The sequence below is a fragment of the Variovorax sp. PDC80 genome, from assembly GCF_900115375.1.
Classification (GTDB): domain Bacteria; phylum Pseudomonadota; class Gammaproteobacteria; order Burkholderiales; family Burkholderiaceae_C; genus Variovorax.
Map to the genome: position 1 here is coordinate 580,128 of NZ_FOWG01000002.1, position 21,871 is coordinate 601,998.

A 21,871-nucleotide genomic window follows, 5' to 3' on the forward strand; every position below is an offset into this window, starting at 1 on the left:
CAGCGAAATAAAGGAGGAGCCGAAGGCGGGGGACATTCGCGGAGGGGAGTACCCCGTCGGCGCGCGCCCGTCCCCGGCCTACGACAACACGGCCCTCTCACCATTGCCACCAAACACACGACCCGCTAGGGTTGTCCGCATGACCCCAGAGACCTCCCCAGACGCCGCGAGAAGCTACGCCATCCAGATGCACGGCGACCAGAAGTACGGCGTGCACCCCTACGTTCATCACCTCGATGCAGTGGTCGCGCTGCTGCGGCCCTATGGAGAACAGGCGCAGGTCGTGGGCTACCTGCACGACGTGGTGGAAGACACCGAAGCCACCGTGGCCGATGTCGCCGAACGCTTCGGCACCCTGGTGGCGGGTTGCGTGGCACTGCTGAGCGACGCGCCCGGTGCCAACCGCAAGGAGCGCAAGGCGCGGACCTATGCGGCCATGTCGCATGTGAAGGGCGAACAGGAACTCGCGCTGACCGTGAAGGCGGCCGACCGGCTGGCCAACGTGCGCGCCTGCGTGGCCGATGGCCATCGCGACCTGTGGGAGACCTACCGCGGCGAGCACGCCACCTTCAAGGCCGCCGCCTACCGAGCCGGCCAGTGCGATCCGCTCTGGGCCGAACTCGACACCCTGCTCAGCGACGCCGCAGCGCCTGCGCGTAGGCCGACGGCGTGAGGCCCAGCTCGCGCCGGAACGCGCGCGAGAAACCCGAGGCGCTCGCGAACTGCAGGCGCCAGGCGATCGCCTCGATGCTCTCCTGGCCCGCGGCCAGCAACGACTTCGCGAGCTCGAGCCGCAGGCTGCCCAGATATTGATGCGGCGTGCGGCCCGTTGAGGCCTTGAACGCGCGCACGAAATGGAAACGGCTCAGGCAGGCTTCGCGCGCCATGTCCTCGAGCGACAGCGCGCGTTCCACATGGGCCTGCAGATAGGCCTGCACGCGCGCCAGCCGCGCGGGCGACAGGCCTCGGCCCGCCGTGGCGGGACGGGCCACCGGCGCGCCCGTGTGCCGCTGCCCGATGCGCGCCAGCAGCGCATGGCCCAGCGTGTCGAGCAGCAGTTCGCCACCGCTGCTCTCCTGCCGCAGCTCCTGCGCGATCGCCAGCCCGATCTGCGCCACCAGCGGATCGGCCAGCCCGCCCGCGTAGGGCCAGTCGGCCAGCGCCGTGCGGGCCGCGAAGTCCGGGTCGAGCCCGCCATCCACGTAGAAGTGCAGCAGCTCCACGCCCTCCCCCTGCAGCCGCAGATGGTCGACCGGCACCCCGCCCGGGCAGATGCAGAAGCGGCCCGGCTGCGCCTCGAAGCGCTGCTCGGCCTCGCCGTCCGCGCGCCGCGACACCCGGCCATGGCCCGCGATGCCGATCGCCACCTCGGTCACCGGCTGCACGAAGCCGGGTGCGTCGACCGCCGCGTGCCGACGGATCTCGGCGCCGAAACCGCGCCAGGGCCGCGCGAACGAATCGGCGAGCGCGAGGCTGCCGGCCGCCGCGTACTTGGCGCCGTAGCTGGACGATGCGGCAGGAAGAGCGGTCGCGTGGTTCACTGAGCAATCCCGGACAAGAACAGAGCAAGCGCGGAATCCTACGAACGGCGGACCGCCGGTACAACCTCGCAGACCCCGACGCGGCGTCGCGGCCCCATCCCATCGATCACCTCGGAGACATCCCCATGCCCTTCCTGTCACTGCCCTTCCATCGCCTGCGCTACGAAGACACCGGCGGCCACAAGCCCGCGCTGGTGTTCTGCCACAGCTTCGGCATGCGCGCCGAGATGTTCGCGCCGCAGCTGCGCCACTTCGCGGCCACGCATCGCTGCATCGTCTGGGACCAGCGTGCCCATGGCGAGAGCGCGGCCGAACATCCCTTCGGCTTCTGGGACTCGGCGCGCGACCTGCTCGCGCTGCTCGACCACCTGGGCATCGACCGCGCCGCCGTTGCCGGCACCAGCCAGGGGGGCTTCGTCGCGCTGCGTGCCGCGCTGCTCGCGCCTTCGCGCATCGCCAGCGTGGCGGTGTTCGGTTCCTCGATCGATGCCGAATCCGAGGCCACGCGCGAGGCCTACCGCGCCCTGGTCGCCGAGGTGCAGGCCTCGTCCTTCGAGGCGCCGCCGCTGCAGGCGATCGAGGCCATGGCCCATGTCTGCTTCGGTCCGGACTTCGACGCCGGTGCCTGGAAGCGTTCCTGGCAGTCGTGGAACCCGGTGCAGTGGCAACTGGCCTTCGACGCGCTGGCCGGCCGCGATGCCATCGCGCCCTTGGTGGGCGCGCTGCGCATGCCGGTGCTGGTGATGCACGGCACGCGCGACAACGCCTATCCGATCGAGGTCGGCCGCCGCATCGCCGCGGCCATCGCGCAGGCGCGCTACATCGAGGTCGAGGGCGGGCAGCATTTCCTCAGCATCACCGACCCCGAGGTCGTGAACAGCACGCTGGCCGCCTTCCTGGCCGAGCACGCGCAGCGCGTGCCCGAGCGGCTTCAGTTGGCCTGAGCCGCGCCCTTGCCGCCGATCATGCGCCACGCACTGGCCGCGCTGAGCAGCGCCAGCCCGGCGCTCAGCAGCATCACCCAGCGGAAGCCCGCCACGAAGGCTTCGGCCACCGCGCGCCGCAGGGCCTCGGCGTTGGCCGCATCCACGCCCGGCGGCATGGCGGCGCCGGCGAGCTTGGCACGCTCGCCCTCGAAGAAGGCCGTCACCTGCGCCGAGGCGCCCGCGGCCTGCAGGTGCTCGGCCAGCGCGGCATCGAAGGCCCAGGCCATGATCGCGCCGAAGACCGCGATGGCCAGCACCGCGGCCGCGCGCGAGACCGCGTTGTTCACGCCCGAGGCCACGCCCGCGAGCTCGGGGCCGACCGCGTTCATCACGGTGGTGGTGAGCGGCGCCACGGTCACCGTCATGCCCAGGCCCAGCACCACCACGGCCGGCAGGAAGCCGCTCCAGTAGCTCGCGCCCACGCCGGGCAGCGCGAACAGCGCGAAGCCCACGGCCGCGATCGCGGGCCCGATCACCAGCGGCAGCCGCGGCCCGAAGCGGTCGACCAGCTGGCCGGCCCAGCCCGAGAGCGCGAACATGATGAGGATGAAGGGCAGCAGCGCCGCGCCGGCCGCCGTGGCCGACCAGCCCTGCACCTGGATCAGGTTCAGCGGGAAGAAATAGAGCCCGCCGCCGAGCGCCGCATAGAGCAGCAGGGTCAGCAGATTGGCACCGCTGAAGTTGCCGATGCGCAGCAGCGAGAGCGGCAGCATCGGCGCGCGCACGCGCCGCTCGATGGCGACGAAGCCCGCGCTGCCCCCGATGCCGATGGCCAGCGCCGCGAGCACGGCCGCCGAGGTCCAGCCCTGCGTGGGCGCCTCGATGAACGCATAGACGATGCCGCCGAGCCCGGCCGTGGCCAGCAGCGCGCCCCAGGGATCGAGGCCGCCGCCGGCCGAGGCGCCGCGGCTCTCGGGCACGTGGCGCCAGCAGATCCACAGCACCAGCAGCGCCATCGGTACGTTGACCAGGAAAGCCCAGGTCCACGAGAAATGATCGACCAGGAAACCGCCGAGCACCGGCCCCACGGCGGCCGTGATGCCGCTGAAGCCCGACCAGGTGCCGATGGCCTTGCCGCGCTGCTTCTCGGGAAAGGCCGCGCTGATCAGCGCCAGGCTGCCCGGCACCAGCAGCGCGCCGCCGATGCCCTGCACCGCGCGCGCGGCGATCAGCTGCTGCACGCTGGCCGCGAGCGCGCAGGCCACCGACGAGAGCGCGAAGATCGCGACGCCGATCGCGAACACGCGGCGCCGTCCGAAGTGGTCGCCGAGCGCGCCGCCCACCAGCAGCAGCGCGGCCAGCAGCAAGGCATAGGACTCGACCACCCACTGCGCCTGGAAGGCGGTCGCGCGCAGGTCGGCCTGGATCGCGGGCAGCGCGACGTTGACCACGGTGCCGTCGATGAAGGCCATGCTCGAGCCGACGATGGCCGCGGCCAGCACCCAGGGCCTGGAGGCTTCGGGACAGCCGGTGTCGTCGACGGCGTCGGCGCCGTGCCGGATCAGCGTGTCGTCGCAGGGCGTCTTGCCGATCTGTGTCATCGCTGGTCTCCGCTTCTTCTTGGTCTCACCCAGTCCAGAGCTTCATCCCGCCGCACCGCCCTGCCCCGCAGCCATTGCGGGGCCGCCGCCCTCAGAGCGCGCAGGCGGTCGCCGACGGATTCGCGCGCGCCGCGGCCACGCTGCGCGCCATCGCCGCGGCCGCGGCCGCGGTCACGCGCTGGGCGCCCTGCGCCACCGCGTCCATGCCGGTGCCCACGGGTTCGCCGGCCTCGAAGCTGCACACCAGCGTGCGGGGCTCGTCGGCGCGCCGCAGGGTCCAGCTGAAGGCCGCTTCGACACGGCCGCCGTCGACCGCGTCGAACTGCTTGAGCTGCGCCGCGATGCGCCACACCGGCTGCACGTTGGGGCGGCCGCCCTTGCTGACGTCGAGCGCGCCCAGGCGCGTGGCGATGCCGCTGGCCAGCGCATCGCGCAGCTCGTTCTCGAACGACGAGGCCCAGCGGTGCTGCTCGAGCACCTCGACCTGCACGCTGCCGCCGGGCTTGCGCACCACCATCTGCGGCCGCGCCAGCCGCTCGGGCACGGCCACGGGCGCGAGCTCGATGGCCAGCGGCACGGTGCCGCTGGCGGCGGGCGCGGCGATCTGGTCCGCGGGCACGCTGCTCGCGAGGGTGTAGTAGCTGTCGGGCTTGCTCGCGCAGCCCGCGGCGAGCGCGGCCAGCACGGCGATGCCGGCGAGAAGGGTTCGGCTGTGCGTCTTCGTCATTTCTTGTCGTCCGGTTTGCCGCGCAGCAGCGATTCGGGATGGCGTTCGAGGTAGTCGGTCAGCACGCGCACCGAACCGGCGGCGCGCGTGAGCTCCTGCAGCATCTGGCGCGTGTCCTGCTGCAGCGGCGAGTCGTCGGCCAGCGTGCGCTCGGCCGAGTTCACGGTCTTGCGCACGTCCTTCATGGCCGCGGCCAGTTCGGGCGTCACGTCGTTGTTGATGCGGCTCACCGTCTGCTCGGTGGCGGTCAGCGTCTTGTTGAGCGTGGCCAGCGTGGTGCGCAGGTCCTGCGCGATCTGCTCGTAGGGCACCTTGTTGAGCTTGCTCGCGATCTCCTGCACCTGCGACTGGATCTCGTCGAGGCTGTTGGCCATGGTCGGCAGCTCGATCGGGCTCTTGGTCAGGTCGATCTTCGCGGGCGGCGCCTTCGGGAAGAAGTCGAGCGCGACATAGACCGAGCCCGTGATCAGGTTGCCGTTGCGCAGCTGCGCGCGCAGGCCCTTCTCGGTGAGGAAGCGCAGGCGCTCCTGCTGCGAGAAGCGCGGCTCCTTCTCGTTCGTGCGATCGACGCTGCGGCGGCGCAGCCGGTCGGGATAGATCTGCACCAGCACCGGCATGCGGAACTCGCGCTCGGCGCGGTCGAACTCGACGCCGATCGACTTGACCTCGCCGATCACCACGCCGCGGAAGTCGACCGGCGCGCCCGGCACCAGACCGCGCAGCGACTGGTTGAAGTACATCAGCAGCGTCTGCGAGGGGCCGTCGGGCTCCTTCATCGCGGTGACCTCGTCGGGCGCGAGCATGAAGGCGGTGTTCTCCTTCGCGAGCGGGCCCATGGCGTCTTCGGGCGCCTGGAACGCGATGCCGCCGAGCAGGATGGTCGCGAGCGACTGGGTGCGCAGCGTGAAGCCGCTGGCGCTCAGTTGCGCGTCGATGCCGCTGGCCTGCCAGAAGCGCGTGTTGACGCCCACGAACTTGTCGTAGGGCGCGTTGACGAACACGCGCAGCGTCACGCCGCGGCCGTCGCCGTCGAGCTCGTAGGCCGCCACCTGCCCCACCTTGATGCGGCGGAAGTACACGGGCGAACCGACGTCGAGCGAGCCGATGTCGGCGGCGCGCAGCAGGAACTGCTGGCCCGAGTCGTCGCGCGTGACGATCGGTGGCGCCTCCAGGCCCTTGAATTCGCCCGAGGTCTCCTTCGACACGCCGGCGTCGGCGCCGATGTAGGCGCCCGACAGCAGCGTGTTCAGGCCCGAGATGCCCGAGGTGTCGAGCCGCGGCCGCACGACCCAGAAGCGCGAGTCCTCGGAGGTGAAGCCCTCGGCCTCCTTGTTGAGCTGCACCAGCACGCGCACGTGCGAGCGGTCGCGCGCCAGCCGCAGGCTCTGCACCAGGCCGATCTGCACGTCCTTGTACTTGACGGCGGTCTTGCCGGCTTCCAGGCCCTCGGCGGTCTTGAAGGTCAGCACGATCTCGGGGCCACGCTCCATCAGGATGCGCGCCACCAGCATCACGCCAACCAGCGCGGCCACGATCGGGATCAGCCAGATCAGCGAGGGCAGCCACTCGCGGCGGCGCTTGACCTGCGGCCTCGGCAATGGCGGCGCGGACGGCGCCGGTCGGTCTTGCGGTTGTTCTTCTTCACTCATGCTGCTTGTTCTTCCCTGTTCTCGAAATTCTCTTGCACGGCCTGTGCCTGCTTGCTGTCCCAGGTGAGCTTCGGGTCGAAGCTCAGCGAGGCCAGCATGGTCAGCACCACCACCGAGCCGAAGGCCGCGATGCCCACGCCCGCGGTGATCACCGCGAAGCCCTGGATCTGCACCAGCCCGGTCAACAGCGACACCACGAACACGTCGAGCATCGACCAGCGGCCGATGATCTCGATGATGTGATAGAGCTTGGCCCGCTCGTGCTGCCGCCAGGTGCTGCCGCGCTGGGCCATCACCACGAGCAGGAACAGCACCGCCAGCTTGAACAGCGGCACCAGGAAGCTCGCGATGAAGACGATGGCCGCGAGCCCGTAGGCGCCCGAGACCCAGAAATAGATCACCCCGCTGAGGATGGTGTCGTACTGCGCGCCGAACAGCGTGCGCGTGATCATCACCGGCAGCAGGTTGGCCGGGATGTACATGATGCAGGCCGCGATCAGGAAGGCCCAGGTGCGCGTGAGACTCTGCGGCTTGCGCGTGTGCAGGTGCGTGCCGCAGCGCCCACAGGCATCGCCCTCCTGCGCGTCCTGCCAGACGGCCGCGCAGTGCGGGCAGGCCAGCAGGCCCAGCGAGGCGGCGGTGACGACCGGCGCGTCGGCGTGCGGCTCGTGCCCGGCAGGCTCCGGCTCGGGCGGGCGCGCGCGGCGCAGCGAAGGGAACTTCATGCGGAAGCCCTCTCCTCGTCCTCGTCGCCGGCGGCGCGGAAGGTCATTTCCCAGAACGCGCCCGGGTTGAACGACAGCACCGCCGTCAGCGTGACCGTGAGCGCCACGAAGGCCCACAACGCGGGCCCGGGCACCACCGTCGCCATGCTCGAGAGCTTGACCACGGCCACCAGCACGCCGAGCAGGAACACCTCGATCATTCCCCAGGGCCGCAGCGACTGCATCAGCCGCACCAGGATCGCGAAGCCCAGCGGCCGGTGCTCGCGCCGCAGCGGGATCAGCAGGTAGACCAGGATGCACAGCTGCAGCAGCGGGAACAGGATGGTGGTGGCCAGCACCAGCAGCGCCACCACCGACATGCCCTCGGCGCCGAGCACCACCACCGCGCCGGCCAGCGTGGTCTGGCTGCGCAGGCCCTGCAGCTCGATCTCGACGATCGGGAACAGGTTGGCGATCGCGAACATGATGAGGCTGGTCACGGTCAGCGGCAGGATGCGGCTTTCCTGCGCGCCCGGATGGCGGCCGATCTCGGTGCCGCAGCGCGCGCAATGGGCGACCTCGCGCGGCTGCAGTTCGGCGCGGGCATAGACCGCGTCGCAGCCGGGGCATACCACCGTATCAGGTACTTCCTTCATGGGGCCGTACCCTAACCTATTCAGCCCGCGTGTCCCGTCGTCCTGAGCCGCAAGCTGCTGAAGATTGCGGCGATACCGGCACAACAGCCGGCCAGCACCAGCGCCACCACCGGCCCGTGGCCGCCGTGCGGGCTCCAGATGCTGAAGACGCCGGCCAGCACCACCGCGCCCAGGGTCTGGCCGGTGAGCCGCGCCGTGCCGAGCATGCCGCTGGCTGCACCGCTTCGGTGCGCGGGCGGCGAGGTCACGATGGTGTGGTTGTTCGGCGACTGGAACAGCCCGAAGCCCAGCCCGCACAGCGCCATGCGCCAGGCGATGTCGGCATTGACCGGGTGCGCCGGCAGCAGCGCCAGCGAGAACAGGCCGGCGGCCATCAGCCCCAGGCCGATGCCGCCGAGCAGGCCGTCGGGATAGCGGCCGATCAGGCGGCCGGCCAGCGGCGCCATCGCCACGATCGCCAGCGGCCAGGCCGTGATCAGCAGGCCGGCCTCGAAATGGCTGCGGCCGTAGACGTCGAGCAGCAGGAACGGCAGCGCGATGTAGGCCAGCATCTGGGCGCAGAAGGCCGCCACCGAGGTGCCCATGGAGAGCGCGAACACCGGGATGCGCAGCAGGTCGATCGGGAACAGCGGCACCGCGAGCGAGCGCTGCCGGCGCAGGTAGACGATGCCCACCGCCACGCCGGCCAGCAGCGTGAGCCAGGCGCTCAGCGGCGGGCCGCCCGCCTCCACCCCGCCCTCGCGCACGCCCAGGCGGTCGACGCCGAGGAACACCAGCGAGAACATCAGCACGTTGAGCGTCACGTCGATCGGCGAGAAGCGCAGGCCCGCGGCCGGCGCCACGCGGTTGAAGGGCAGCGCCTTCATGCCGAGCGCGAAGGTGACGATGCCCAGCGGCACGTTGATGGCGAACAGCCACGGCCACGAGGCCACCGACAGGATCGCCGCCGCCACCGAGGGCCCGGCCACCGAGGAGGTGGCGACCACCAGCGAGTTGATCGCCATGCCCTTGCCGAGCTGCGAGGACGGATAGGTCAGCCGCACCAGCGCCGCGTTCACGCTCATGATGCCGGCCGCGCCCAGGCCCTGGAAGGCGCGCGCGGCGATCAGCGTGGTCAGCGAGTTGGCGAAGGTGGCGGCCGCCGACGACAGCGTGAACACCGCCATGCCCACCAGGTAGACGCGGCGGTAGCCGACCAGGTCGCCCAGCGAGGCCAGCGGCAGCAGCATCACGAGGATGGCGATCTGGTAGGCGTTGACGACCCAGATCGACTGCGAGGCGCTGGCGTTGAGTTCGCGCGCGATGCCCGGCAATGCAAGGTTGACGATGGTGCCGTCGAGCACCGAGACGATCAACCCGAGGATGATGACCAGCATCGACCAGCGCCGCGCGGGCTGGTCGAGGCCGTCGATGACGCGCGCGCCGCCCTCGGTGCCCACGCTGGCCGCCACGCTGCTCATCAGGCCTCCTGCACCCGGCGCGCCGGTTGCGTGCCGCGGTCGCCGCCCAGCGTGAGCCAGGTCAGCAGGCCGGCGATCAGTGCGCCCGCGGCCATGCCGGTCACCATCGGCAGCGGGCCGCCGTCGGTGAAGGCCCCCACCACCGCCATCGCCACCGCGCCGGTCAGCATCTGCAGCGTGCCCAGCAGCGCCGAGGCGGTGCCGGCGATGGCGCCGTGCATCTCGAGCGCCAGCACGCCGGTGGTCGGGATCACGAAGCCCATGAAGCCCGAGGCGATGAAGTACAGGACGATCATCACCCACAGGCTGTCGCCGCCCATGGCGTAGTAGGCGAACATGGCGACCATCGCCACGCCGCAGCCGGCCACGCCGAACTTCACCAGCCGCGCCAGGCCGAAGCGCTCGCCGAGCGCGCCGTTGAACTGCGAGGCGCCGAAGAAGGCGGCCGCGTTCACGCCGAAGGCCACGCTGTAGAGCGCGGGCGACAGGCCGTAGTGGTCGATCATCACGAACGAGGAGTTCGCGAGGTAGGTGAAGAAGCCCGCCATCGCGAAGCTGCCGATGAACACCAGGCCCAGGTAGTGGCGATCGCGCAGCAGCAGCCAGTAGGCCGACAGCGCGCTGCCGATGCTGCTCTCGACGCGCTCCGAGGCCGGCCGGGTCTCGGCCAGCAAGGTGGCCATCATCGCGAGGCCGGCGACGGCCGCGACGGTGACGGCCCAGAACACGCCGCGCCAGCCCGTGACCGCGATCACGCCGCTGCCCACCAGCGGCGCGAGGATCGGCGAGATGCTGAACACCAGCATCAGCAGCGACATCAGCCGCGCGGCATCGGTGCCGGTGTGCAGGTCGCGCACCACCGCGCGCGGGATCGCCATGCCGGCCGCGGCGCCCAGGCCCTGGATGAAGCGCAGCGCGATCAGGGTCTGGATGTCGGTGGCCAGCGCGCAGCCCACGCTGGCGATCGCGAACACCGCGAGGCCCGCGTACAACGGCGGCTTGCGGCCCACCATGTCGGAGACCGGCCCGTACAGCAGCTGGCCCGCGCCCAGCGAGATGAAGAAGGCCGTGAGGCTCATCTGGACCGCGCCGATGTCGGCGCGCAGGCTCTGGCCGATGGCCGGCAGGGCCGGCAGGTACATGTCGATGGCGAAGGGACCGATGGCGGAGAGCAGGCCCAGCAGCAGGGCCATGCGGAAGAAGGGAGAGGAACGCATTGGAGCGATTGTCGCCAATGCGCCGCCCGCGCGCCGGCGGCGCGCCCAGTGTCCCCTCGCCCCGGCCCCGCTAATCCTGCGAAAAGAAACGGTTGACCGGCCGCGGCAGGCCCAGGTTCTCGCGCAGGGTACGACCTTCGTATTCCTGCCTGAAGATGCCACGGCGCTGCAGTTCGGGCACCACGCGGTCGACGAAGGCATCGAGCCCGCCGGGCAGCCAGGGGAACATCACGTTGAAGCCGTCGGAGCCCTCGCTCTCGAGCCATTCCTGCATCTCGTCGGCGATGGTCTGGGCCGTTCCGACGAAGGCCAGGCCGCCATAGCCGCCCAGGCGCTGAGCGAGCTGGCGCACCGTGAGGTTCTCGCGCCGGGCCAGCTCGATCACGCGCTCGCGCCCGCTCTGGCTCGCGTTGGTGGGCGGCACCTCGGGCAGCGGGCCGTCGGGGTCGAAACTGGAGGCATCGTGGCCCAGCGCAATCGACAGCGAGGCGATCGCGCTGTCGTAGTGCACCAGGCTGTCGAGCTTCGCGCGGATCGCCTTCGCCTCGTCGACCGTGTCGGCCACGATGGTGAAGGCGCCCGGCAGGATCTTGAGATGCTCGGGGTCGCGCCCGAGCTTGCGCATGCGCGACTTGACGTCGGCATAGAAGGCGCGCGCGTTCGCCAGCGTGCCCGGTGCCGCGAAGATCAGCTCGGCCGTCTCGGCCGCGAGCTGGCGCCCGGCCTCCGAGGCGCCGGCCTGCACGATCACCGGCCAGCCCTGCACCGGCCGCGCGATGTGCAGCGGCCCGCGCACCGACAGGTGCTCGCCCTTGTGGGCCAGCACGTGCAGCTTGGCCGGATCGAAGAAGCGGCCGCTGTCGACGTCGCGCACGAAGGCGTCGTCGGCCCAGCTGTCCCACAGGCCGGTCACCACGTCGTAGAACTCGCGCGCCCGGTCGTAGCGCGCGTCGTGCTCCATGTGGTCCTCGCGGCCGAAGTTCAGCGCCGCGTCGGGGTTCGAGGTGGTCACGATGTTCCAGCCCGCGCGGCCGCCGCTCAGGTGGTCGAGCGAGGCGAAGCGGCGCGCGATGTGGAACGGTTCGTCGAAGGTGGTCGAGGCGGTGGCGATCAGCCCGAGGTGCTGCGTGTGCTGCGCCAGCGCCGACAGCAGCGTGAAGGGCTCGAACGAGGTGGCCGTGTGGCTGCGCTGCAAGGCCTCGATCGGCATGTTGAGCAGCGCGAGGTGGTCGGCCATGAAGAAGGCGTCGAAACGGCCGCGCTCCAGCGTCTGCGCGAGCTGCTTGAGCCGCTCGAAGTTGAAGTTGGCGTCGGGCCAGGCGCCCGGGTAGCGCCAGGCACCGGTATGGATGCTGACCGGGCGCATGAAAGCGCCCAGCCGCAGCTGCTTGCGCGCGCTCACGGCTTGTCCCAGAACACCAGCGCGCGCAGCTCGATGCTGCGGCGGGGCGGCGCCTCGGGCGAGCCGGTCGGGTCCTCGAAGGCCGTGTGGGCCGTGAGCCGCGCCGTGCCGTCCTCGCGCGAATCGAAGATCTTCAGCAGCAGCGCCTCGTCGGGCCGCAGCCGCGGGAACCAGTACCAGCGGTGCTTCGGGTTCCAGGTGAAGGAATAGGTCTCGCCCACCTTGTCGGGGTAGATCAGGTCGCTGGGCACCAGGTCCGCGGGATCGATGGAGCGCGCATCGCACAGCGCGAGCGGCAGCCGCTCCACCGTGGCCAGCGGCCGCCACAGGTTGACGATCGCGAAGCGCTTCGCGAGCCGCTCGGCCGCTTCGTCGGGCGGCAGGTGGTCGGTGACGCGGCGCCGCGCCGAGGCCGGCGTCTGGTCGTCGTGCACGCGGCGCACCGGCTCGCGCAGTTCCGAAGTGCGGCGCGAGCCCTGGGCGCTGTCGCGCAGCGTGTGGTCGAACACCACGATCTTCTCGGCCCCGGTCACGTCGCGCAGCAGCGCCTCGGACTCGCGGTAGTAGAGATCGCGGATGGTCGCGTCCTGCGAGAAGTCGGCCAGCACGCTGCGGTGCGCGATCTGGGTGAAGCCGCTGCGGTCGAGCGAGAGCTCGCGCAGCGCCACCAGCGGGCGGCCGTCGCGGATGGCCACGCGCCGCGCCTCGAGTTCGCCCGTGACCCAGGGCGTGCCCGGCGGCGGCTCGAAGGTGTAGCTCGCGGGCCGGCCCTGGCCCGGCTTCAGGTAGTTGAGCTCGGCCTCGACCGATGGCAGGGTGGCGATGAGCGGATGCTCGTGCGGACTGAATGGCGATGCGGAACTCATGCGCTCCTCGTTCTGAATCAGAAGGGTTCCTTGAACGGCCGCAGGTCGAGTTCCTGCGTCCAGGCGCTGCGATGCTGGGCATGCAGCTGCCAGTAGCTCTCGGCGATGGCATCGAGCTGCAGCAGCCCGTCCTCGCCGGCCTGCGCCGCGCGCTGGGGCGCCCCGCTGCGCAGCCGCTCGCCGTCGATGCCGCCGTCGATCACCACATGGGCGACATGGATGCCCTGCGGCCCGAACTCGCGCGCCAGGCTCTGGCTCAGCGAACGCAGTCCGGCCTTGGCGGCCGCGAAGGCCGCGAACGGCGGCTTGCCGCGCAGCGCGGCGGTGGCGCCCGTGAACAGCAGGCTGCCGCGCCCCGCGGGCGTGGCGCCGTCGAAGGGATTGGCCAGCAGGCCCCGCAGCGCCTCGCGCGCGAACACGAAGCCGCCGAGCGTGCTGGTGCGCCAGGCCTGGGTGAACTGCTCGACCGAGATCTCGAGCGTGGGCGCGCGCGCCGCGCTGGAGGCGTTGAACACCGCCACCGACAGCGGCCCGAGCGCGCGCACGCGCTGGCCGACGCCGTGCACTTCGGCCTCGCTCGCCACGTCGGCCGCGAAGGCATGGGCCGTGCCGCCCGCGGCCGCGATCTCGGCGGCCACGGCCTCGAGCTGCTGCGGCGTGCGGCCGGTCAGCGCGACGACCAAGCCCTCCTGCGCGAAGCGCCGCGCGAGCGCGGCACCGAGGCCCGCGCTCGCGCCGACGCCCGCTATCCAGGCGACGGAGGGACCACGGGGGGCGGTGGGTTCGGAAGGGGAAGAGGACGGGGAGGAAGCGGCGGTCGTGGACATCGGGACGGGTCGGCAAAGCGTGGATCGTCACGAAGGCTATACCCGCGCCCCGGGGGCCGGAACGATGGAAAAGCGATAACCATATGCGCGAACCGGTCGAGTCCCGGGCCCGATGCAGGCCGGCCGCGGAAGGTGCACAAGCGCCCTGCCCCGTGCTTTCCCGCCTCGGTCATTTCCGTGTCAGGAATGCCGGCCCGGCCGGCCTAACATGGTCCGGCGGCCGGCGACGGCCGCGGCTTTCCTCAACGCCTCCCATATCACACACACAACAGGAGACAACACGTGAATCCGATCGAGCAGAGAACCATCTCGAAGATGAGCTGGCGGCTGTTGCCGCTGCTCATGGTCAGCTACTTCATCGCCTACCTCGACCGCGTGAACCTCGGCTTCGCGGGCGCCGCCATGTCGAAGGACCTGGGCTTCAGCGCGGCCGTGTTCGGCAGCGCGGCGGGCATCTTCTTCATCGCCTACTTCCTGTTCGAGGTGCCGAGCAACATGGCGCTCGAGCGCTTCGGCGCGCGCCGCTGGATCGCGCGGATCATGTTCAGCTGGGGCATCCTGTCGGCGGCCCAGGCCTGGGTCGGCGGCTCGACCAGCTTCAACGTCGTGCGCTTCCTGCTCGGCATCGCCGAGGCCGGCTTCTTCCCCGGCGTCATCTTCTACATCACGCTGTGGTTCCCCTCGGCCTACCGCGCGCGCATCGTCGGCTGGTTCATGTTCGCGATCCCGATCTCCACCGTGATCGGCTCGCCGATCTCGGGCTTCATCCTCAACATGGACGGGATGGGCGGCATGCACGGCTGGCAGTGGCTGTTCATCCTCGAGGCGATCCCCTCGCTGATCCTGACCTTCTTCGTGCTGTTCTACCTGCCCGACGGTCCGAAGGACGCGAAGTGGCTCACGAACGAGGAGCGCACGTGGCTGCAGGGCACGCTCGACGCCGAGCGGCGCAACCGCGAGTCGATCAACCAGATCTCGTGGAAGCAGTCGCTCTTGAACCCGCGCGTGATCGGCCTGGGCTTCGTCTACATGGGCATCACGGTGCCGCTGTACGGCCTGAGCTTCTTCCTGCCGCAGATCATCAAGGGCTTCGGCGGGCTGGGCAACGTGGAGATCGGCTTCATCAACGCCTTCCCCTACCTGGTGGGCGCGATCGCGATGCTGTTCTGGACCCGCGCCTCCGATGCGCGCAAGGAACGCAAGTGGTTCCTGCTGATCCCGCTGGCCTGCATCTTCGTCGGCCTGGTGCTGGCGGCCGAGACCAGCGCGCCGGTGCCCAAGATGGCGGCCGTAACGCTCGCGGCCTTCGGCATCTTCAGCGCCCTGCCCACCTTCTGGACCCTGCCCACCGCGATGCTCAGCGGCACCGCCGCGGCCGCGGGCATCGCCTGGATCAACTCCATCGGCAACCTCGGCGGCTACATCGGCCCGACCATCTTCGGCACGCTCAAGGACCGCATGGGCAACGACATCTACGCGGTGATCTTCCTCGCGCTGCTGGCGGCCGTGGCCTTCGTGCTGGTGCTGATCATCGGCCACGACGCGCGCACCGAGCAGGCCACGGCACCCGGACGGGCCTGAAATCGTTCAGGCGCCGGCGCGCAGTTCCGCGCCGGCCAGCCGCGTCGCTTCCGCGGCCTTGGCGGTCTCGAGCTGGCGCCAGGCCTCCCAGCACTCCTTCGAGCAGCAGGGCCACCAGCCCAGCGGCCCGACCATCGCTACCTCGCCGCAGCCGTTGCCGCACCAGCGCAGCACGAAGGACTTGGAGCGGCGACGCGGCGCGGCGGGCGGCTGCAGGGATTCGAACGGGGAATGACCGGGGTGCATGGGCGGGGCTTTCTTCGCTGTCTTCGAGAGGCCGGAACGGGTCCGACCTCCTGAAGACGAACGAAGGCCCCCAAACCCTCAGTCTTCGAAGAAATATTTTTCGGGCCGCCCCGCCGCGCGGTGTTCCTCAGTACAGCGTGGCCTTCTGCCGCGCCGGCAGCTCGCGGTCGTAGCTCGCGCCGTCGAAGGCGGCATCGGTCAGCGCCGACAGGATCGCGCCGGGCGTGGGCACGTCGGGCCGTGCCTCGTCGGGCCGCGGCGCCCACAGCCGCGAACGCTGGATCGCGCGCGCGCACTGGAAGAACACGGTCTCGACCGCGATCTCGATCACGCACTGCGGCGCCTTGCCCTCCACCGCGAAGCGCGCGAGCAGCGCCGGATCGACCGTGAGCCGCGCGCGGCCGTTGACGCGCAGGGTCTCGCCCACGCCCGGGATCAGGAACAGCAGCGCCACGCGCGGATCGGCCACGATGTTGCGCAGGCTGTCGATGCGGTTGTTGCCGCGGCGCTCGGGCATCCACAGCGTCTTCGGGTCCTTCACCGCCACGAAGCCCGGCGGATCGCCACGCGGCGAGGCATCGAGGCCGTCCGGCCCGAGGGTGGCGAGCACCGCGAACGGCGAGGCCTCGATCAGCGCCCGGTAGGACGGATGCAGCCAGTCGATCTCCTTCTTGAGCGAGGCTTCGCCGGGCTGGCCGAACAGGGCCTGGAGCTGGGCCAGGGTCTGGATCGCGTGCGGGTCGTGGGTCATGACGGTCGATGGTGAAGGGAATCCGGGGATGGCTCGAGTTTCGCGGCACTGCGCCCGCAGGCGATGGCCATCGCGGCCAGCAGCGCCGCCGCCACGCCGTAGATCCAGGCCGACGACGCAATGGGCAACAGCAGCCCGGCCAGCACCGGCCCCGCCCCCGCGCCGATGTCGCGCCAGGTCGAACGCGCGGCCAGCGCCTGCACGCGCTCGGGTCCGGGCGTGCGGTGCGCGACGATGGGCGCGATCAGCGGCAGTTGCAGCGCGCGCAGCACCACGATCAGCGCCGCGCAGCTCCAGAGCCAGCCCAGGCCGAAGCCCACCAGCGCCAGCGCCGTGAGCAGCGACAGGCTCACCAGCAGCCGCTCGGCGCCGAAGCGCTCGGCCATGCGGCCGCCCACGGGACTGAGCGCGATCTCGGAGAAGTAGCGCAGCGCCATCAGCACGCCGGCCACCACCACCGCCGCGCCCGGCAGCAGGTCCTTGCCGAGGTACGACAGGCCGACGATGAACAGGCCGTCGAGCGCCAGCCCTTCCATGAAGGACCAGCCGTCGAGGCTGTTCGGCCGCTGGAAGCGCTTGGCCGCCACCGCGACCGGATGCGGCGCCGTCGGCAGCCGGCGCGCGGCCAGCAGCCCGAGCAGCGCCACCGCGGCCAGCAGCCAGAAGATGGTGCGCGGCCCGCTCCAGTGCGCGAGCACCGCGCCCAGCGGCAGCGCCACCACCGGACCGAGCGCGATGAAGGCGCGCGAGCGGCCGCTGCGGCGCGCGGCGCCCACGGGGTCGGCCGTGGCCAGCGCCTGCGTCGAGAGGTTGAAGGCCGCGAAGCACAGGCCCCAGAGCAGCCGCAGCGGCAGCAGCGCCCACAGCCCCGAGAGCGTGGCATAGCCGAGGCAGCACAGCACCGCGCCCGCGACGGCCAGCGTGCAGGTGCGGCGGTCGCCATGGCGCGCATAGAAGTCGGCCACCCAGCCATAGCCGGCGATGCGCACCAGCCGGTTGGCCGCGAGCAGCAGCCCCGCCTCGGCGAGCGTCACGCCGAACTGCACGGCATACATCGGCAGCAGCAGGTAGAGCACCACGTCGCCCGGCAGTGCGAGCCCGAGCGAGAGCGCGGCGTGGCGGGAGTTGCGGTCGGTGGTGGAGACGGAGGCCGCGGACGTGGCGGGGACGGAAGCGGAGCGGCGGGAAGAAGAAGACATCGAGCCCGCATCGTGCGCCCGCGAAGCCCGCGCCGACAAACGACATTAACGCGCCGCATGCGTGACAAAATCGCACGCATGCCGTCCCGCGAGCCTCCCCTGAACGCCGTGCGCGCCTTCGCGGCCGCGGCGCGCCACCTGAGCTTCACGCGCGCGGCGCACGAACTCCATGTCACCCACAGCGCGATCAGCCGCCAGATCAAGGGCCTCGAGGCCTTCCTCGGTGTCGCGCTGTTCGAGCGCCGCATCCGCCAGGTCGCGCTGACCGCCGAGGGCCAGCAGTTCTTCGCCGAGGTCGAGCCCGCGCTGGCGCAGATCGGCGCCGCCGCGCGCGCGCTGCAGGCACAGGGCGCGGCGCGCACGGTGCGCATCAACGTGCGGCCCTCGTTCGCGGTGCGCTGGCTGATCCCGCGCCTGCCCTCCTTCGTCGAGCGCCATCCGGACATCGAGCCGCAGGTGGTCACGAGCACCGTGATGCCCGAGCAGGTGGCCGACAGCTTCGACATCGCGGTGCGCCGCGGGCTCGAGGGCTGGCCGGGCGCGATCGCGGTGCAGCCCTTCCTCGAGGACGAGGTGCTGGTGGTCGGCGCGCCCGCGCTGTTCAAGGCCCATCCGCTGCGCGACCTGCGCGCGCTGGCCGCGCACGTGCAGCTGTCGGCGCGCACGCGCAAGGAGGACTGGGAGGCCTGGAAGAAGCAGGTCGGCGCACCGCGCGTGCGGCCGGCCGGTCGGCTGCAGTTCGACCACCTGCACTTCGTGCTGCAGGCCGCGGTCGACGGCCTGGGCATCGCGCTCGCGCCGACCTCGCTGGTGTCGCACGACCTCGCCTCGGGCCGGCTGCACTCGCCGCTGCCCGCGCTGCGCATGCGGCTCGAGCGCTACTACTACGGGCTCGCGCCGGGCGCGGCGCCCGAGGCGCGGCAGGTGGCGGACTGGTTCGAGGACATGCTGCTGGCGCAGCAGGCCGAAGCCGTGGGCTGAGGCCCGTCTTCACGGGTCCGTTTTCGGCCAGCCCGATGCGGGGCGGCCCGTGACCATCGGGTCATGTCCTCCTCTCTGCCCCGCCCCTTCCTCCACCTGGCTCACGCGAACCTCGCGGCGCAGTCGGCCGAGCAGCTCGGCCTGGCCGCGGTGCCGCTGGTCGCGGTGATGGCCTATGGCGCGGGCGCCGCCGAGACCGGGCTGCTCGCGGCCGTGCAGACCCTGCCCTTCCTGCTGCTCGCGATGCCGCTGGGCCTGCTCGCCGATCGCATGCCGCGCCGGCGCCTGATGCTGCGCGCCGAAGTGCTGCGCGCGCTGTCGCTGCTGCTGATGCTCGCCGTGCTGGCGGCGCCGTGGTCCGCGCGCCTGGGCATCGCGGGCATGGCGCTGCTGGGCTTCATCGGCGCGATCGGCACCGTGGCCTTCAGCGTCGCGGCCCCCGCGCTGGTGCCCGAACTCGTGCCGCGCGAGGCGCTGGCGCGTGCCAACGGCCGCATCGAGCTGGCGCGCAGCGCGGCCTTCGCGGCCGGCCCCGCCGTGGCGGGCGCGCTCGTGGCCTGGACCGGGGCGGGCGCGGCCTTCATGCTGGCGGCGGCGCTGTCGGTCGCGGCGGTGGCCCTGCTGTGGAAGCTCCCCGAGCCGGCGCGCCGCGTGCCCGCCGCGCGCCATCCATGGACCGAGCTGCGCGAAGGCGCGCGCTTCGTGCTGCGCCATGCCTGGCTGCGGCCGATGCTGCTGACCGGCGCGGTCTTCAACATCGCGTGGTTCGTGCTGCAGGCCGGCTATGTGCCGCATGCCGTGCGCGCCCTCGGCCTCGGCGCGCAGGGTGTGGGGCTCACGCTCGCGATGTATGGCGCGGGCATGGTGGCGGGCGCATTGCTCACGCCGCGCATCGCCGCGCGCACGAGCCCGGGCCGCGCGATCCGCGTCGGCCCGTTCGGCGCGGTGCTGGCCGCGGTGTTGATGGCGTCGACACTGCGGTGGCCCAGCGCCGGGCTCGCGGCCTTGTCGCTGTTCGTGTTCGGCGCCGGGCCGATGGTGTGGACCATCAGCTCGACCACCCTGCGCCAGGGCGTGACGCCCGCGGGCATGCTGGGCCGCGTCTCGGCCGTGTTCCTCACGGTGAATGCCGGCGCGCGGCCCGTGGGGGCCGCACTCGGCGCGGGAGCCGGCGCGCTCTGGGGCGAAGCCGGCTGCCTGCTGCTCGCGCTCGCGGGCTTCGTGCTGCAGGCGGCGGTCATCGCGCTCGCGAAACTCGATGCCGCATCCTCGGACGAGGCGTTGCGCAGCCCTACTTGAGCGTCGACCAGACCATCGCGCGGCAGCCCGGCTGGTTGGCGGGCGGCAGCAGGTCGCAGTTGCGCAGCGCCTGGCGCTGGTTGTCGTTCATGCGGTCATAGCGATCGCGGTCCCGGTCGCGTTCGCGCTCCCAGCCACCGCCACCGCCGCCATAGCGGCGCGGGTCTTCCGAGCGGCGGCGCGATTCGATGTCCTGCAGGTTGTCGCGGTCCTGGCGCGAGAGGTTCTCGTTCTGCAGGCAGCGCGCATAGGCCGGGCTCTCGGGACGGAAGCCATAGGCCATGCAGTTCTGCTCGTCGCGCATGCGCTGCTCGCGCGCATGCTCGCCGGGCGTCACGCAGCCCGCGAGCAGCGTGCCCGCGGCAAGGGCCGCGAGCGCCATACGCGGCGCGGAAGAACGGAAGATGCGAAGAAGAAAAAGCGGTCGGGGGTCGATACGGTTCACAGTCATTGCCGAACTCTAGGCCGCAGAGCTAGGAATGTTCTGAATCAATTCTTAAGAAGCACGTCCTCGAAGAAGGCGCCGATCGGCCGTTCGAGGTCGCGCACCTGGACCTCGAGCACCCAGATGCCGTCGCCCGGAACGAAGTCGGCTTCGGCCAGGCGGTGCTTGCCGTAGAGCGCATGCGGAAAGTCCGAGACCCGGTGGCCACCGGTCTCGCGCACCAGTGCGCAGCCATGCATGCGCGCGAGGCCGCTCGCGAAGTCGTAGAGCGCGGCGCCGCTCAAGCCCTGCCGCCAGGCCTCCTGCGCGCGTTCGAAGATGTCGCGCGCCGCGCGCGTGACGCGCGCGTGGTCGGCATCGGCACCGCGAACGAAGGTATCGCCGTAGTCGCCTTCGTAGCCGTCCCAGACCGGACCCAGGTCGACGGTGTAGACGTCGTCCTCGCGCAGGCGCCGCTGCCGATCGACCGGCTCGCGCGAAGTGCGTTGCGTATCGGGCCCGAAGCGCACATAGGTCGGATGCCAGTTGTAGGCGGCGCCGAGCCGGCGCAGATGCCGGTCGGCGACCGCGATCGCTTCGCCCGTGGTCATGCCCGGTTCGATCAGCGCGGCGATCTGCGGCAGCGCCTCCATCGAGCGGCGGCGCGCCTCGAGGATGCCGTCGCGCGTGAACGTGGCGCCCACCTTCTCCCAGGGATGGCGCACGACCTGCTTCGTGCTCGGCAGAAACACCTCCGAGACGAAGCGCGCCTTCGGCAGCCCCTCGGCCTGCAGCAGCGCGCGCGCGTCGCGCACCATGGCCGGGTTGCCGCAGGCATAGACGACCGTGCGCTCCCAGTCGTGCGCGGCCTTCGATGCCGCGTGCTGCACGTGCTGTTTGACCTCCACGCGCGAAGACGGCACCGCGGTCCAGCGAAAGCCCGCATGCACCCGCGCCATCTCGTCGAGCCATGCGGCCGCATAGCAGTCGCCGGCCTCGGCCACGCCCCAGTAGAACGACACCGTGCGGAACGCGCCGCTCGCGAGCGCCGTCTGCAGGATCGGCCGAACGCCCGCGAAGCCGGTGCCGGTGGCCAGCAGCACGAGGTGCTCGATTCCGTCGGAGGGCGCCTGCCAGACGAAGGCGCCATGGGGCCCCTCAAGCTCGAGCAGGTCCGCGGGCCGCAGCGCCGCGAGACACTGCTCGGTGAACAGGCCGCCCGGCATGCGGCGGATATGGAACTCGAGCCGGTTCAAGGCTTCGCCCTCTTCCGACGGCCGGTTGGCGATCGAGAAGCTGCGGCGCTCGCCGTCCTCGAGCACGAACTGCGCATGCTGGCCCGGCGCGCAGCGGAACGGCTCGGCGCTCTGCAGCTCGACCACCAGCCGCATGACCTTGGCCGTGAGCGGTTCGCAGATCAAGACCTTCGCGGAGTGCCGCGATGGCGCGAGCGCCGGCGCGCTCCAGTGCGCGAAGCGCAGCCGCAGGTCGCTGGTGGCACGGCACTGGCACATCAGCAGTTCTCCCGCGTCGACCTGGTAGGCCGCCTCCGAGGGCGGCGCGATGCGCTCGACGCCGCCCTCGAGCAACTGCGCGCGGCACGAGCCGCATTCGCCGCGCTTGCACGAGAACGGCACGGCCACGCCCTGTGCCAGGGCCGCGTCGAGCAGGCTGCCCGCGCCATCGAGGGGGAATCGCGGGCCGTCGGGCGCGAGGGTGCAGAAGAAGTGCGTGGGGTTCGTCGTCATGGGGAGCTTCGTGGGTGGAATGCCTGGGACGCGAATCTAAATAGAATGTGGCCTTGCTTGTAGATC

Annotated in this window: 21 protein-coding genes; 5 read left to right on the forward strand and 16 right to left on the reverse strand. The window is 71.4% G+C overall.

Going from position 1 to position 21,871, the window contains the following annotated elements:
- Positions 1 to 139 precede the first annotated feature (139 nt).
- A complete protein-coding gene (locus BM109_RS08285; protein WP_093342005.1) occupies positions 140 to 673 on the forward strand; it encodes an HD domain-containing protein in 534 nt (177 codons plus the stop codon).
- Here the strand turns inward: BM109_RS08285 and BM109_RS08290 are convergent.
- Positions 633 to 1,541 carry a helix-turn-helix domain-containing protein gene (locus BM109_RS08290; protein ID WP_177239280.1) on the reverse strand — a complete coding sequence of 303 codons (909 nt, stop codon included), beginning with the start codon at positions 1,539 to 1,541 and terminating at the stop codon, positions 633 to 635. The two genes, BM109_RS08285 and BM109_RS08290, sit on opposite strands and share 41 nt — an antisense overlap.
- A gap of 125 nt (positions 1,542 to 1,666) precedes the next feature.
- Here BM109_RS08290 and BM109_RS08295 point away from each other — a divergent pair, with 125 nt between their 5' ends.
- A complete protein-coding gene (locus BM109_RS08295) occupies positions 1,667 to 2,485 on the forward strand; it encodes an alpha/beta fold hydrolase (protein WP_177239281.1) in 819 nt (272 codons plus the stop codon).
- Here the strand turns inward: BM109_RS08295 and BM109_RS08300 are convergent.
- The 10 genes from BM109_RS08300 to BM109_RS08345 all read right to left on the reverse strand — a co-directional run bounded on the left by BM109_RS08300 (position 2,473) and on the right by BM109_RS08345 (position 13,576).
- Positions 2,473 to 4,068, reverse strand: coding sequence for an MFS transporter (locus BM109_RS08300; protein WP_093342010.1), 1,596 nt, complete (start codon positions 4,066 to 4,068; stop codon positions 2,473 to 2,475). The two genes, BM109_RS08295 and BM109_RS08300, sit on opposite strands and share 13 nt — an antisense overlap.
- A 91-nt stretch (positions 4,069 to 4,159) precedes the next feature.
- Positions 4,160 to 4,795 (reverse strand): PqiC family protein, encoded by a 636-nt coding sequence (locus BM109_RS08305; RefSeq protein WP_093342011.1) that lies wholly within the window; start codon positions 4,793 to 4,795, stop codon positions 4,160 to 4,162.
- On the reverse strand, positions 4,792 to 6,444 hold the full coding sequence (locus tag BM109_RS08310) for a PqiB family protein (protein ID WP_093342013.1): 1,653 nt from the start codon (positions 6,442 to 6,444) through the stop codon (positions 4,792 to 4,794). The genes BM109_RS08305 and BM109_RS08310 overlap by 4 nt, the downstream gene beginning before the upstream one ends.
- Positions 6,441 to 7,169 (reverse strand): paraquat-inducible protein A, encoded by a 729-nt coding sequence (locus BM109_RS08315; protein ID WP_256222430.1) that lies wholly within the window; start codon positions 7,167 to 7,169, stop codon positions 6,441 to 6,443. The genes BM109_RS08310 and BM109_RS08315 overlap by 4 nt, the downstream gene beginning before the upstream one ends.
- The gene (locus BM109_RS08320) at positions 7,166 to 7,804 is read right to left on the reverse strand and encodes a paraquat-inducible protein A (RefSeq protein WP_093342014.1); all 639 of its coding nucleotides are present in this window, start codon (positions 7,802 to 7,804) and stop codon (positions 7,166 to 7,168) included. Before BM109_RS08320 ends, BM109_RS08315 begins: the two co-directional genes overlap by 4 nt.
- A gap of 20 nt (positions 7,805 to 7,824) precedes the next feature.
- On the reverse strand, positions 7,825 to 9,264 hold the full coding sequence (locus BM109_RS08325) for an MFS transporter (protein ID WP_093342016.1): 1,440 nt from the start codon (positions 9,262 to 9,264) through the stop codon (positions 7,825 to 7,827).
- Positions 9,264 to 10,481, reverse strand: coding sequence for a multidrug effflux MFS transporter (locus tag BM109_RS08330; protein WP_177239282.1), 1,218 nt, complete (start codon positions 10,479 to 10,481; stop codon positions 9,264 to 9,266). Before BM109_RS08330 ends, BM109_RS08325 begins: the two co-directional genes overlap by 1 nt.
- A 70-nt stretch (positions 10,482 to 10,551) precedes the next feature.
- Complete coding sequence (locus BM109_RS08335; RefSeq protein WP_093342462.1) at positions 10,552 to 11,847, reverse strand: LLM class flavin-dependent oxidoreductase; 1,296 nt, start codon at positions 11,845 to 11,847, stop codon at positions 10,552 to 10,554.
- A 32-nt stretch (positions 11,848 to 11,879) separates the two neighbouring features.
- Positions 11,880 to 12,749: a CmcJ/NvfI family oxidoreductase gene (locus tag BM109_RS08340; RefSeq protein ID WP_093342019.1), complete on the reverse strand. Its 870-nt coding sequence runs from the start codon at positions 12,747 to 12,749 to the stop codon at positions 11,880 to 11,882.
- Positions 12,750 to 12,766: 17 nt separating this feature from the next.
- On the reverse strand, positions 12,767 to 13,576 hold the full coding sequence (locus tag BM109_RS08345) for an SDR family NAD(P)-dependent oxidoreductase (protein ID WP_093342020.1): 810 nt from the start codon (positions 13,574 to 13,576) through the stop codon (positions 12,767 to 12,769).
- A gap of 282 nt (positions 13,577 to 13,858) precedes the next feature.
- On the opposite strand from BM109_RS08345, the gene BM109_RS08350 reads away from it, so the two are divergent.
- Entirely contained in the window at positions 13,859 to 15,157 is a 1,299-nt protein-coding gene (locus tag BM109_RS08350; RefSeq protein ID WP_093342022.1) for an MFS transporter, read from the forward strand.
- A 6-nt stretch (positions 15,158 to 15,163) separates the two neighbouring features.
- Here BM109_RS08350 and BM109_RS08355 read toward each other — a convergent pair whose 3' ends face one another.
- The 3 genes from BM109_RS08355 to BM109_RS08365 form a co-directional block, all read right to left on the reverse strand.
- Entirely contained in the window at positions 15,164 to 15,403 is a 240-nt protein-coding gene (locus BM109_RS08355) for a hypothetical protein (protein WP_093342023.1), read from the reverse strand.
- A 127-nt stretch (positions 15,404 to 15,530) separates the two neighbouring features.
- Positions 15,531 to 16,154, reverse strand: a complete 624-nt coding sequence (locus tag BM109_RS08360) for a pyridoxamine 5'-phosphate oxidase family protein (protein ID WP_093342025.1) — start codon at positions 16,152 to 16,154, stop codon at positions 15,531 to 15,533.
- Entirely contained in the window at positions 16,151 to 17,353 is a 1,203-nt protein-coding gene (locus tag BM109_RS08365) for an MFS transporter (RefSeq protein ID WP_093342026.1), read from the reverse strand. The genes BM109_RS08360 and BM109_RS08365 overlap by 4 nt, the downstream gene beginning before the upstream one ends.
- Positions 17,354 to 17,431: 78 nt before the next feature.
- Between BM109_RS08365 and BM109_RS08370 the strand changes: the two genes are divergently transcribed.
- Positions 17,432 to 18,334, forward strand: a complete 903-nt coding sequence (locus BM109_RS08370; RefSeq protein ID WP_093342028.1) for a LysR substrate-binding domain-containing protein — start codon at positions 17,432 to 17,434, stop codon at positions 18,332 to 18,334.
- Positions 18,335 to 18,397: 63 nt separating this feature from the next.
- Complete coding sequence (locus tag BM109_RS08375) at positions 18,398 to 19,633, forward strand: MFS transporter (RefSeq protein WP_093342029.1); 1,236 nt, start codon at positions 18,398 to 18,400, stop codon at positions 19,631 to 19,633.
- On the opposite strand, the gene BM109_RS08380 is transcribed toward BM109_RS08375, so the two are convergent.
- Together BM109_RS08380 and BM109_RS08385 are read right to left on the reverse strand one after the other, a co-directional pair.
- Positions 19,626 to 20,015: a hypothetical protein gene (locus tag BM109_RS08380; RefSeq protein WP_093342031.1), complete on the reverse strand. Its 390-nt coding sequence runs from the start codon at positions 20,013 to 20,015 to the stop codon at positions 19,626 to 19,628. The two genes, BM109_RS08375 and BM109_RS08380, sit on opposite strands and share 8 nt — an antisense overlap.
- A 107-nt stretch (positions 20,016 to 20,122) precedes the next feature.
- Positions 20,123 to 21,805 (reverse strand): NAD(P)H dependent flavin oxidoreductase family protein, encoded by a 1,683-nt coding sequence (locus tag BM109_RS08385; RefSeq protein WP_093342032.1) that lies wholly within the window; start codon positions 21,803 to 21,805, stop codon positions 20,123 to 20,125.
- Between the last annotated feature and the right edge of the window lie 66 nt (positions 21,806 to 21,871).

Coding starts and splice junctions, on each gene's coding strand:
- BM109_RS08325 (WP_093342016.1), bottom strand. CDS start 9,264: ATGAGCAGCGTGGCGGCCAGCGTGGGCACCGAGGGCGGCGCGCGCGTC.
- BM109_RS08365 (WP_093342026.1), bottom strand. CDS start 17,353: ATGTCTTCTTCTTCCCGCCGCTCCGCTTCCGTCCCCGCCACGTCCGCG.
- BM109_RS08370 (WP_093342028.1), top strand. CDS start 17,432: ATGCCGTCCCGCGAGCCTCCCCTGAACGCCGTGCGCGCCTTCGCGGCC.
- BM109_RS08380 (WP_093342031.1), bottom strand. CDS start 20,015: ATGGCGCTCGCGGCCCTTGCCGCGGGCACGCTGCTCGCGGGCTGCGTG.
- BM109_RS08310 (WP_093342013.1), bottom strand. CDS start 6,444: ATGAGTGAAGAAGAACAACCGCAAGACCGACCGGCGCCGTCCGCGCCG.
- BM109_RS08335 (WP_093342462.1), bottom strand. CDS start 11,847: ATGCGCCCGGTCAGCATCCATACCGGTGCCTGGCGCTACCCGGGCGCC.
- BM109_RS08385 (WP_093342032.1), bottom strand. CDS start 21,805: ATGACGACGAACCCCACGCACTTCTTCTGCACCCTCGCGCCCGACGGC.
- BM109_RS08340 (WP_093342019.1), bottom strand. CDS start 12,749: ATGAGTTCCGCATCGCCATTCAGTCCGCACGAGCATCCGCTCATCGCC.
- BM109_RS08295 (WP_177239281.1), top strand. CDS start 1,667: ATGCCCTTCCTGTCACTGCCCTTCCATCGCCTGCGCTACGAAGACACC.
- BM109_RS08285 (WP_093342005.1), top strand. CDS start 140: ATGACCCCAGAGACCTCCCCAGACGCCGCGAGAAGCTACGCCATCCAG.
- BM109_RS08375 (WP_093342029.1), top strand. CDS start 18,398: ATGTCCTCCTCTCTGCCCCGCCCCTTCCTCCACCTGGCTCACGCGAAC.
- BM109_RS08330 (WP_177239282.1), bottom strand. CDS start 10,481: ATGCGTTCCTCTCCCTTCTTCCGCATGGCCCTGCTGCTGGGCCTGCTC.
- BM109_RS08300 (WP_093342010.1), bottom strand. CDS start 4,068: ATGACACAGATCGGCAAGACGCCCTGCGACGACACGCTGATCCGGCAC.
- BM109_RS08360 (WP_093342025.1), bottom strand. CDS start 16,154: ATGACCCACGACCCGCACGCGATCCAGACCCTGGCCCAGCTCCAGGCC.
- BM109_RS08305 (WP_093342011.1), bottom strand. CDS start 4,795: ATGACGAAGACGCACAGCCGAACCCTTCTCGCCGGCATCGCCGTGCTG.
- BM109_RS08320 (WP_093342014.1), bottom strand. CDS start 7,804: ATGAAGGAAGTACCTGATACGGTGGTATGCCCCGGCTGCGACGCGGTC.
- BM109_RS08355 (WP_093342023.1), bottom strand. CDS start 15,403: ATGCACCCCGGTCATTCCCCGTTCGAATCCCTGCAGCCGCCCGCCGCG.
- BM109_RS08345 (WP_093342020.1), bottom strand. CDS start 13,576: ATGTCCACGACCGCCGCTTCCTCCCCGTCCTCTTCCCCTTCCGAACCC.
- BM109_RS08315 (WP_256222430.1), bottom strand. CDS start 7,169: ATGAAGTTCCCTTCGCTGCGCCGCGCGCGCCCGCCCGAGCCGGAGCCT.